Raw genomic sequence first — 10,721 nt, forward strand, 5'->3', positions numbered from 1 at the left:
CCGAAAACGAAAGCTTGATGATGCAAAGTCAAGTGATTGATTTTGCTTGTCACAGGCTCAGGAGGGAAAGGTACTGCACATGTCCGGGCATGATCTGAAGTGCAATGTTCACGTCCGTATTTCAATCACCTGCGGCGGGTTAACCGATGACAAAATGACATGGAAGGAAATCTTCTTCAACAAGCAGTTCTTAATGCTCATGTAGCACTATGAAATCATCAACCCTCGTTAAGGTGCTAATTAAGTGAACAGCGTTGTTTTCATACCGGGTCGTTAAAGCTCAGCAGTTCTTCAGGAAGGTGCTGAATATAGTCTGCTTCGGTTGGAGGCATCTGTAGGTAAAAACCCTTTTCCTGAAGCTCGGACATCACTTTTTCAATGTCAGCCCTGGCCAGTTTGCGCTCGGGTGTCAGCAGAATATCCATTACATGAACGGCTTTACCGAAGGCCTGATGAAGCGCTTCGGGTATTTTCTCCAGCTGGTTGCGTTTGTCAACGTAGAGGTACATTTCGTTGTGTTTGCTACTTTTGAAAATGGAGGCAAGGACTTTAGACATAATATCAATACCATCTTGAAGATGCTCAGGACCAGAAGAGTAACAGGTACTTGTATCCTGTGTTATCTCTGGTCTTCTTTGTACTCTTTCAGTGCCAGAATTAAGGGCTCGGCAATTACCTGCTGTCGCCAGCCCTTAATGCTCTCTGGTATCGAAAAACGGCCACTGCTCTGCCACTGACGTAAGAGAGCGTTGGACATTTTGCCCGGGAATAACAACTCTACAGGCATATCCAGCTCATCCGATTTGTGATGCACCCAGGCCTTGATCAGTTTGTTATAGTTTCTGGCGGCTTTGGGCAGAGGAGCAGGGAGTTGATCCGGATAGTCAGCTTCCGGGCTGTCTTTGGCTTGTCTGACCAGATTCAGAATAACCTCGCCGTATTTTCTCAGGGTCTTGGGTTTCATATCCTGAATGGAAGAGAGTGAACGCATATTGTCTGGCATATAACGGGCAATTGGCCACAGGCATCCCTTGGGGATGATCCGGTTGCGTGGTGTATTACTCTTTCGGGCTTCCATTTCACGGTATTCACAGATGTTTTGTAAAACCGCCAGCTGTTGAGGCCGCAATTGCCAGGCACGCTTGACATCTTTCCAGATTTCGTTGGGGATAGGGAACAATGGCGAAGTGAGTAAGGCATCACAATCCTCTTTGAGCCATTGCAACTGAGGCTTGCCTTCCAGTTTTTCGAGTAATAGCTCGTACGCTTCCAGCAGATGCACGACATCAAGTGTGGCATAGCTGATCTGGGCTTCAGTCAGTGGACGCTGAAGCCAGTCTGAACGAGTAGCATCCTTTGGGAGGTCAACTTTCAGAAGCGTTTTCAGCAGATTCTGATAGCTTAATGAATGTCCCAGCCCTGCATAGGCTGCAGCAAGCTGTGTATCCAGCAATGCAACAGGTAGGCAACCGGTCAGAATATTGAAAACTTCGAGATCTTCACCGCAGGCGTGAAGGACTTTGACAACAGATTCAGATTGCAGAACCCAGCCAAAGGAACTCCAGTCCTGAATGCTGAGCGGGTCAATCAGGAAAACCTTATCACGGGTACCCACCTGAATAAGTCCGGGAATAGGGTAAAAGGTATCGGTTCGAATAAACTCGGTATCCAGTGCGATGGCATCCAGCTGAAGCCACCTTTGGCAATAGTGGTCAAGGCTTTCGCTGTTGAGAACCCAGATGGGATCAGAATGTTCAATAGGCATATAAGCAGCTGGATTAGAAATAAAAGCTTATTATAAAGAGCTTGTCTCTGAAGCCAAAGTAATATTCTCCGGTCTCTGGTTTAGAAAAGAGGTTGTTGCCGATGGCAACCAAGCGTCTTAAAACAGATCCTCTGCATGGGAGAGCTGGAAAGGTTCCCGGAACCCGAGGGCTGATCCCGCCTTTGCTCTCTGCGTTAATGGCTGACAAGCGAAGTGCAGCAGTGCTTTCATAGTAAAATCCTGTTCTTGTCTGGAGCTGTTACGGTTTTGTTTTTCAGAAAAAAAGGCCCGCGTCAGCGAGCCTTTTAAAGCAAGAAATCTCATCAGCGATGGGATTGCAGAGACTGAATTCGATCTTCAAGCGGAGGGTGGCTTGAGAACAGGGCGGCTAATCCACCCTGGCCATTCTTGCGAATACCGAAGGCCGTCATGGTGGCAGGCATTGCACTAGGGGCGTCGTATTCAGCTCTCAGTCTCTCCAGGGCGGCAATCATATCGCCACGACCTGCCAGCTCGGCACCTGCTTCATCGGCACGAAATTCACGTTTACGAGAGAACCACATCACAATAGCGCTGGCGGCAATACCCAGCACGATCTCGGCAATAAAACTTACGACGTAGAAGCCGATACCCGGGCCACTGCTTTCTTCGTCACGACGGAGGAAGCTGTCCACGGCGTAGCCGATGATGCGGGCGAAGAACATCACAAAGGTGTTCACAACTCCCTGAATCAGTGCCAGCGTCACCATGTCACCGTTGGCAACGTGACCGATTTCGTGACCGATTACGGCTCTTGCTTCTCTTGGGCTGAAGCGATCGAGCAGGCCCTGGCTCACGGCAACCAGTGAGGCGTTTTTGTTCCAGCCGGTGGCAAAAGCATTGGCTTCCGGAGAGGGGAAAATCCCCACGTCCGGCATGCCAATGCCGGCTTTTTCAGAGAGTTCCTTAACCGTATCCAGTAACCAGCGCTCCTGGGCCGTACGGGGTTGATCGATAATCTGGGTGCCTGTGCCCATCTTGGCCATGGTTTTGGAAAGGAGCAGGGAAACCAATGAACCGGCAAAACCGAAAACTGCACAGAAAGCCAGCAGCGACTTCATATCGAGTCCCTGGGCTGTGATGTAGCTACCCACGCCAAGGATGTTAAGAGTGATACTGGCGACTGCGATGACAGCAAGGTTGGTTAATAGAAATAGCAGAATTCTTTTCATTACCGAATGGTTACCTTTTCTGGTTGGACACTGGGAATATGGAGGCGCAGAGTTCGGATTTCAATCCTCATTCAGCCATTTTACAGTTGTTTACAGTTCATCAGGCTTTATCAGTAAAAAATTGCTGGCAGAGCTGGTTTAGCTGGTGTGTACTCCCGGATTTTAATGTTTCACGAAACTGCCAGCCCAGAGTCCCCTTTTTCATAAGAATCGGTTCTGGCAGGTCTTCAAGTTCGGTCGTCAGGCTTGGCATACTGAGCCTGAGGAAACTTTTTTCGGTCAGAACCACCTGATCCAGCCCTTGCATTCGAACTCTCTCGGCATAGTGTATATAACCTTCCCGTGCCAGCCAGAGAAAACTGTCAAAACAGGCTTGATGCCGTTTTCCGGGCAATCCGAATTCATCCACTGGCTCGGGGGAAATAATGTCGTCGACGTACAGAGAGGTCTGTCTTGGGAAGACATTATAGAGATGTACCAGGGTCTTGGCACAGTCATGAAAAAAATCGTCGATGTGAATGTCAGCCATGTTCAGAATGTTGGTTTCCAGAATCCTGTGATCAGTATCATATGGGCCGTTGTGTAACGGCCAGGGTTGACTGAACACTCTTTATTATTGTTTGTACCTACTAAGGAATCGTTCAAGTTTATCGCCCACCATCTCCAGATCTTCAACTCTGGGCAGGGTAATAATCCTGAGATGGTCCGGGTTCGGCCAGTTGAAGGCGCGACCCTGCACCAGCAGGATTTTTTCCTGAATCAGCAAGTCCAGTACCAGCCGTTCATCGTCGTGAATCGGATATTTTTTCGGGTCCAGTTTCGGGAACACATAAAGGGCTCCCCTGGGTTTTACGCAGCTGACGCCGGGTATCTGATTCAGGCGCTCATAGATCACATCTCTCTGTGCCAGAAGTCTGCCGCCGGGAAGTATGAGGTCATTGATGCTCTGGTAACCCCCCAGTGCTGTTTGAATAGCGTGCTGGGCAGGAACGTTCGAGCACAGGCGCATGGAGGCCAGCATCTCCAGGCCTTCCAGATAATCTCTGGCTTTATGTTTGGGACCGCTGGCGACCATCCAGCCAGAACGAAAGCCGGCTGCACGATAAGACTTGGAGAGCCCGTTGAATGAAATCATGAACACATCATCCGCCAGAGAAGCCATGGCCGTGTGCTCTGTCCCGTCAAAGAGAATCTTGTCATAGATCTCGTCAGCAAAAACAATCAGGCTGTGCTGGCGGGCAATCTTGATGATTTCCTGCAGCAGCTCAGGTGGGTAAACGGCACCCGTAGGATTGTTAGGGTTGATGACAACAATGCCCCGGGTCTTGGCGGTGATTTTACTGCGAATATCATTCAGGTCCGGATACCAGTCAGATTGCTCGTCACAGAGGTAGTGAACTGCTCTGCCTCCTGAAAGGTTGGCAGCTGCAGTCCAGAGGGGGTAGTCCGGTGCCGGGATCAGAATTTCATCACCGTTATTCAGCAAGCCCTGCATGGCCATGACGACCAGTTCGCTGACGCCATTACCGATAAAAATGTCTTCCAGCTCGACACCGGGAAAACCTTTCTGCTGACAGTAGTGCATCACAGCCTTGCGCGCCGAAAACAAACCTTTGGAGTCGGTATAGCCCTGGGAGTTGGGAAGGTTGAGAATGACATCCTGAATAATCTCTTCAGGTGCATCAAAGCCGAAAGGTGCAGGGTTGCCGGTGTTGAGTTTCAGAACACGTTGGCCTTCCTCTTCCAGTCTTCTGGCTTCGCGCAATACCGGACCACGTATTTCGTAGCAGACGTTTTCCAGTTTCAGGGACTTCTCAATATCCTTCATGGTTTTTTTCCTGTGGCCGATGAAAGGCCGATTGTCTTTTTGTATTCTGTTATCCGGGGCAGCCTGAGTATTGTTCCATCAATGAGTGGTGTCAGTGCCTTGATTGTTATGGGTCAGGTCATATGATTCTCCGGAATATCATCAACCTGACTATAAATAGACAAGAGCGGGTAAAAAATGTTCTCTCTGGCAGGCATTATGATCGCTTTAAGGCAACAGTGCACGGCTTAAACCCGGATATTTCCGTTATGGAAGCTGGAGTTGGTATGAAAGTTGAAAAAACCGATGCCCAATGGCAGGAAGAGCTGACCGAAGAGCAGTATCACGTCTGTCGGCAGAAGGGTACTGAGCGACCTTTTTCTGGTGAATACGTTCATTTTGATGGTGAAGGTCGTTATAGCTGTGTCTGTTGTGATCAAATATTGTTCGAATCCACTACTAAATTTGATGCAGGTTGTGGTTGGCCCAGCTTCTGGGAAGTAGTGGATAAAGAGGCGGTAAAATACATTGAAGACAAAAGTCTGGGTATGGACCGGATAGAAGTGGTGTGCTCTGCCTGCAACGCGCATCTGGGGCATGTATTCCCAGACGGGCCTGAGCCCACAGGGTTGAGATACTGTATGAATTCGGTCGCTCTTCAGTTCAAAAAGGACAACTGAATTGTCCAGAACCCAGTGCACACCAGAGGTTTTGAGCTCTTACACAAAATCTCCGGGTCGGAGCCGGAGCTAATCTGCCTCTTCGGGGTCGTAACCTTCCAGCTCCCCCTGATCTTCCATTTCATCAAGGTCCGGTTCATCGGGAGCCGGTTCCGGAATCCCTGAATCATCATCTTCATTTATGAACTGTTCAGTGAAAGGTTGATCGCCGTCCTCCTCTGCATCACTCCAGTCTGCATGGTTCACAGTGGCAAAGCCCAACGCCAGTAATATGGCCATGAACGAGGCCGCCGGAACAGCAGAAGAGTAGAGTTTTCTGACAGATATACACTTTAATAGCTCTGGCTTCCCGAGGGCATAGAGAGTGTCAGTCAGCCAGTTAAGTGTCTCTTTTTCTGAGTTTATCTGAGAGTTATTCATTCGAACTGTTTTTTCACGCAAGGAATACATTCATTCATACCTTCTGATAAGGGTTAATCGGTAGCCTGATCAAAAGAAAGCTGTATGAATCCCTCTCCATACTGGCTTCTTTTGGGTGGCGATGATGGGGGGACCTATTGGTCCCTGATATCAAAGTTCGCCGTGGGTATTCTTATAGTTATTACCCGGAGCTTCATCAAGATCGAAGGCCTCAAGACCAGCCTGTGTTGGTTTCATGGCCGTGGATAGAAAGCTTGATTGAGGCGTATTTCTCTTATCATGAACATGTTGTCATTCGAAGAAGGTACCCAGGGTGTAAGAGTAAGGAATACTTTCTGTATGGGAGAATGACCATTTAGGCACATTGTCCCTGAAGTATTTCTCCCAGCCATGCTTATACATCTTCATGGTCTGATCACGTCGTTCACGGAACTGCTGATAATGCTCGTTCCGCGTCCAGCCGAACATCACGTTGTCTGCTTTAACACGGTTGGCATACTCTTCATTTGTTTCATTGAAGCGCTGAGGCGTGGCAATGGCAGTACGTTTCACATAGTCAGCTTCCGTTTCACCCGTGCCTCGCCAGCGATTGATCTTGTCAAGGCTTCGACCCAGGGGGCCACCCAGCCATTGGGTGAGCATCTTATTGTCGTTCATAAAGAAGTCGAAAGTGAGACTCGACGCCAGAGCGAACCCGAAGGTTTGAGCATAGGTAAACCCGGATATCAGACCCTGGGCGTATGCTCCGGCCGTGGCTACCGGGCCCAGCACCAGACCGGCTGTGGCTGAGGCCAGGGTTTTCACTTTTTCGGGGGTGATCCTGTGCAGCAGCGGTATCTGAACCCCTTGTCCGGAACCCATGGATTTGACTATTTCGGGCACCAGACGAAAAATGCTGCGATACATCTGAGGATTGGCATGGCACTGTCTGGCAAACAGCATAGAGCCGGTTCTCAGCAGAATGACTGAGGAAGCGGCCTTGCCCAATGGCATGGCCAGCCCACCCACTTCGGAGATTTTTTCAATTCCGCTGTGGTAGGCATATTGGTCGGTTCGGTCAAGATCAACGCCAAAGCGTTCCAGCCAGTGCTGGAAAGGTGTCAGCATCCTGTGCGTGTAATCACCCCTGTTGGTCAGGTCCAGAAGGTAAAGGAACGCAATATTTGAGAGGGAAGTTTTGGCAGCCTCCAGGGCGGTCCGGGTCACCAGTAGGGGTTTGTAGCTGGAGTAGTACCAGGTGACCGCCTGTACCAGAAAAGCTGAAGGTTTGATCCAGTAATCATGCAGCTGTCGCTCAACTGCTTCGGCATGAACCTGCATCAATGTGTCATGGATAGCCTGGATCAGGTCTGATTCAGACAGGCCAGCCGCATTGGCATAAGGTGCCAGGGTATCCTGAACGTTGGCCAGAAATGCTGCCGTCCTGCGGCCATTTTCAAAGGCAATATCATCAAGCACGTAGTTGGCGATGATAGCTGCTGCGAACTCTTTCATGCCGGCAACAGACTCTTTCATACCCGCCGGGCCAGTTGCGGTCACAGTCACAGGAGCAAAAGCAATCCGCATGAATTGCTCAGCACCCTCATCGGACAGCATCTGGACAACCTTCCTGAACTCTGGCACCTTGACACCGTGTATATAACCAAGGAAGTGTTCAAACTCAGCCACTGTCTGATAACCATCAACACCTCTGACGGCCTTTATGTAATTCTCAAGTTCAACCTTGCTGATCAGACCTTCATGCAGAAGAGCTATTATCTTGTTACCACTGGCAGAACGGGTAGCCAGGTATTCCAGGAAGCTTTTCAGGTCATCTTCTTCATACTTGACGAAGTGAATGGCTATTTTGCCCATGCCGTTAATGACTTCGTCGTATTGAAGTGCCCCTTTACCCATCTCATTTCTGACTCTCTGCACCAGAATCTGGACCTCTTCCAGGATACTCTGAGGCTGATCATCTACAAGCTCGGAAGAGTGGGGAGGGAAACTCCTCATCAGGTTCCTGAAGACTCTTGCAATCCGACTGGCCTGATGAAATGTCAGATCTTTTCCGACCGCTGCCTGCAGGCGAATGGGCGCAAATTCATCGTCAAAATCGAAAGTCGAAAGGAGGGGGGGGACCTTACCGCTTTTCGCTGCAGATGCTGCCAGACCCATTGCAGCTTCCAGAGCCTGCTTCTTGAGAGCGTGCTGATAGATGAAGTCATGCATATCGGTCAGAACTTTTACCTGTCTCGGCGTGTACTGGAAGGGACCGTCATCATTTTCGACGGCTTGCTCGGCAGCCTTCAGGACATACTTCATTCTCTCAATGTCTGCTTTCCTGGCTTCAATTGCTGCTTCCAGACGTGGCTGTTCCCGATTCTTTCGATAAGCAGTCACCAACTCACTTTCAGCTTTTTCTAATGCTTGTCTGGCTGTGGTTGCCTCACGATCAAGGACGTATCGGGGCTTGGGCCCCAGGCGTGTCATATGCCTGTCAAGCTCGTTCTCAATGACCGTGATACGCGTATTAACGTCTGACTGAATCGTGTTGATAACTTCCTCGTCCAGCTGTTGGAGTTTTGCTTTAATTCGACTATTTTGGTCGTTTATAGTGGCATCATCCTTATAGTCTTCCATGTTGAGTTGACGAGCTATCTCGTTGTTCCGCGCTCTCCTGACTGTTTCATCTTCATAGACTTCGTTGACTTCATCCCGAAATGCCTGAATTCTGGTTATTAAAGCATCCTTCCGGTCAGACAGGCTGGCACCCTCGTCAAAGTTCATCATTAGATCACTGGCCAGTTTCGCTGTGAAAGCCTTGACTTTTTGTACAGCCGCAACGTAATCAAGAGGGTGGATATTCAGTTGGTGCTCTACGGCTGCAATCAAACGTGTCTGTCGTTTTCTGACCTGCTGATCGTGGTACGGTTCTTCGACTTTATAAGTAAGACTCGCATCAAGCTTCCTGAGTCTGAGACCCCTCTCGTCAAGCGTTTTGCTGTCTTCTTTCCAGAGGGCCTGTTCTATCTCACCCAGCAGGTATTCTCCGGCGTCATTGTGGTTCATTATTTTAAGAACCATGGCAAGTCTTGCTGCTCTGTCCTTCCGTTTTCCATAGGCGATGTTGAGTGTTTCTTCTACTTCTGCCAGCGGATCTGTCTGTTGTTCTCTGTCTTGCTTATCCGGTTCAGGGCCTCCGACTTTATAGTGAAGATGCGCAAGAAGCCTGGCGAGTTTAAGACCTTTCCCGACCAGAGCTGCGTTTTCATCTGCCCAGAGGGTGTTATCTATCTTATCCAGCATATGATCTGTGAGATCATCGCCGTCAAACATTCTTCGGACCCTGATAAGTCTTGTTGTTTTGTCATCTTCTTCATTGACTTTGATGTCGAGTATTCCTTCTATGTCTTTCAGTATGTCAAGGGCCTTTTTCTCTGACCGTTGTCTGGCTTTTGCGATGAACTCCTGCAGCTCTTCAGAAATGCTTTGGCGACGAAGGTACACATCATCGTTTTCATCAGGGGCTTTCATCTGAAGGGCTTTTTCCACGTCACTCAATGTCTCAAGGACTTCAGGCATCACTTCGGAGTGGCCTGTTCTTATGTAATCCACATAGGTGTCCAGAAATTTAAGCTTGATAAGTTTGTGATATACAGCTGACTCCACGGCAGAGCGGTCTGATAGTGCGGTCTTGTCGTTCGGATCAATACCAAGAACCTGAGCCAGGACACCTTTTCTAATATCGGTGTAAATATCTTCCTGATCGAGTTGAATGCTCATAGTCTTAAGTTGTTGACGCAGACTCTGCGCTTCAGCATTCATTGTTTCCAGTTTTTGAATCAGGCGTTCTTGCTGATCGTCAATATCTGTATTGTCATCAAAATCCTCAATGCTTAAATGTGCGGCAATGGTTGCAACGAGAGCTTTGGTCGCAGCTATTGTTTCAGCTTCTGTTCTGATGCCCGGTCTGGCATGTTTTGCCCGCAGTTCCTCCAGGTTTCCGGATAACTCAAGCAGCTGTCTGGCCATGTCGGTCATGACTCTGGCAGTAAACTCTTCGTCTACTCCGGGATCGATCTCCGCTGGTTTGATATCGCCGATAACGGGTATCACTTTGCGAATATTCTGAAAAAAGTGCGGGTTCATCAGAAGATTTCTAAGCACGGGCTTGAAGCTGAAGTATTTTGCGAGTTGCTTATGCAACCGGGTTGGTGTGATGACTAATGAAGCGACTCTGATGTGTTCCAGTGTGAACTCAAATTCACTTGGTTCACATGGGTTATCTGGAGTAGCCAGAGCCAAGGCCTGCTGAAGGGATTCGTAGTATGCAAGCGAACGCACCGCCAGTTTGTCTTCGTCTGAAAGCATCGTGGGTTGATCTTTATCAATGCCAGCATCGTGCCGCGCAACAATCTCCTCCAGCAGTGACATCTGCCTGCTTCGAATGATGAACTCGTAGTTTTTTATCTTATATCTGAGAAGCCATGTTATGACAGCAGGGGCGGGGTTATTAACCCCAGCTATTGCCCAGAGTTTGTAGAGGTTTTCTACAAGAGCGACGTCACCCGGATTGTGCATCTGACCATGAAAAACAATATCCTCTCCCGGAGCTTCTGTTATTTCCAACTTTGGGTAACCCGCAGGCACAGGATAAACCTGTGTGTCATCCTCGACATGTACAACATAGCCGACAGGTTTGTTGTGTGCCAATAGTTCGTTCAGCGCCTGCTGTTGTAAATCCTCTTCCAGGACATGAACCTGGATGTAGGCAGAGGCGGCAGCCGCCAGAAGAGCCTCATCATTGACAAAGAGTGATTGACCCAGACGTTGCAGTTCAGGGGGCTGATCGCCCG

The 10,721-nt window shown here is 49.1% G+C and carries 10 protein-coding genes; 3 read left to right on the forward strand and 7 right to left on the reverse strand.

The annotated features are described in order from the left end of the window. The first annotated feature begins 79 nt into the window (after window positions 1-79). Window positions 80-205, forward strand: coding sequence for a transposase (locus KDK17_RS19500; protein WP_368736451.1), 126 nt, complete (start codon window positions 80-82; stop codon window positions 203-205). Between the two features lie 55 nt (window positions 206-260). Here KDK17_RS19500 and KDK17_RS07235 read toward each other — a convergent pair whose 3' ends face one another. From KDK17_RS07235 to KDK17_RS07255, 5 genes are all read right to left on the reverse strand, one after another. Next, entirely contained in the window at window positions 261-557 is a 297-nt protein-coding gene (locus tag KDK17_RS07235) for a YcgL domain-containing protein (protein ID WP_257255511.1), read from the reverse strand. A 62-nt stretch (window positions 558-619) separates the two neighbouring features. Further along, a complete protein-coding gene (rnd, locus tag KDK17_RS07240; protein ID WP_257287721.1) occupies window positions 620-1,765 on the reverse strand; it encodes a ribonuclease D in 1,146 nt (381 codons plus the stop codon). Window positions 1,766-2,088: 323 nt separating this feature from the next. Next, window positions 2,089-2,976: a protease HtpX gene (gene htpX / locus KDK17_RS07245; RefSeq protein WP_257255509.1), complete on the reverse strand. Its 888-nt coding sequence runs from the start codon at window positions 2,974-2,976 to the stop codon at window positions 2,089-2,091. Between the two features lie 100 nt (window positions 2,977-3,076). Continuing rightward, window positions 3,077-3,583: a hypothetical protein gene (locus KDK17_RS07250; RefSeq protein WP_257282020.1), complete on the reverse strand. Its 507-nt coding sequence runs from the start codon at window positions 3,581-3,583 to the stop codon at window positions 3,077-3,079. Window positions 3,584-3,589: 6 nt separating this feature from the next. Beyond that, window positions 3,590-4,804: a pyridoxal phosphate-dependent aminotransferase gene (locus KDK17_RS07255; protein ID WP_257255507.1), complete on the reverse strand. Its 1,215-nt coding sequence runs from the start codon at window positions 4,802-4,804 to the stop codon at window positions 3,590-3,592. Window positions 4,805-5,070: 266 nt separating this feature from the next. Here KDK17_RS07255 and msrB point away from each other — a divergent pair, with 266 nt between their 5' ends. Beyond that, window positions 5,071-5,463, forward strand: coding sequence for a peptide-methionine (R)-S-oxide reductase MsrB (gene msrB / locus KDK17_RS07260; protein WP_257255512.1), 393 nt, complete (start codon window positions 5,071-5,073; stop codon window positions 5,461-5,463). Window positions 5,464-5,532: 69 nt separating this feature from the next. Here msrB and KDK17_RS07265 read toward each other — a convergent pair whose 3' ends face one another. After that, the gene (locus KDK17_RS07265; RefSeq protein ID WP_257255506.1) at window positions 5,533-5,883 is read right to left on the reverse strand and encodes a hypothetical protein; all 351 of its coding nucleotides are present in this window, start codon (window positions 5,881-5,883) and stop codon (window positions 5,533-5,535) included. An 84-nt stretch (window positions 5,884-5,967) separates the two neighbouring features. On the opposite strand from KDK17_RS07265, the gene KDK17_RS07270 reads away from it, so the two are divergent. Beyond that, window positions 5,968-6,132, forward strand: coding sequence for a hypothetical protein (locus KDK17_RS07270; RefSeq protein ID WP_257287722.1), 165 nt, complete (start codon window positions 5,968-5,970; stop codon window positions 6,130-6,132). A gap of 42 nt (window positions 6,133-6,174) precedes the next feature. Here KDK17_RS07270 and KDK17_RS07275 read toward each other — a convergent pair. After that, window positions 6,175-10,721, reverse strand: a 4,547-nt coding sequence (locus KDK17_RS07275) for a hypothetical protein (protein WP_257287723.1), incomplete at its 5' end; no start/stop codon positions are given.

The organism is Endozoicomonas sp. SESOKO2 (genome assembly GCF_024606245.1).
Lineage (GTDB): Bacteria > Pseudomonadota > Gammaproteobacteria > Pseudomonadales > Endozoicomonadaceae > Endozoicomonas_A.

What these genes read in the sequence shown, in the direction of transcription:
- msrB (WP_257255512.1), top strand. Translation starts at nt 5,071, where the DNA reads ATGAAAGTTGAAAAAACCGATGCCCAATGGCAGGAAGAGCTGACCGAA.
- KDK17_RS07265 (WP_257255506.1), bottom strand. Translation starts at nt 5,883, where the DNA reads ATGAATAACTCTCAGATAAACTCAGAAAAAGAGACACTTAACTGGCTG.
- KDK17_RS19500 (WP_368736451.1), top strand. Translation starts at nt 80, where the DNA reads ATGTCCGGGCATGATCTGAAGTGCAATGTTCACGTCCGTATTTCAATC.
- htpX (WP_257255509.1), bottom strand. Translation starts at nt 2,976, where the DNA reads ATGAAAAGAATTCTGCTATTTCTATTAACCAACCTTGCTGTCATCGCA.
- KDK17_RS07235 (WP_257255511.1), bottom strand. Translation starts at nt 557, where the DNA reads ATGTCTAAAGTCCTTGCCTCCATTTTCAAAAGTAGCAAACACAACGAA.
- KDK17_RS07255 (WP_257255507.1), bottom strand. Translation starts at nt 4,804, where the DNA reads ATGAAGGATATTGAGAAGTCCCTGAAACTGGAAAACGTCTGCTACGAA.
- rnd (WP_257287721.1), bottom strand. Translation starts at nt 1,765, where the DNA reads ATGCCTATTGAACATTCTGATCCCATCTGGGTTCTCAACAGCGAAAGC.
- KDK17_RS07270 (WP_257287722.1), top strand. Translation starts at nt 5,968, where the DNA reads ATGAATCCCTCTCCATACTGGCTTCTTTTGGGTGGCGATGATGGGGGG.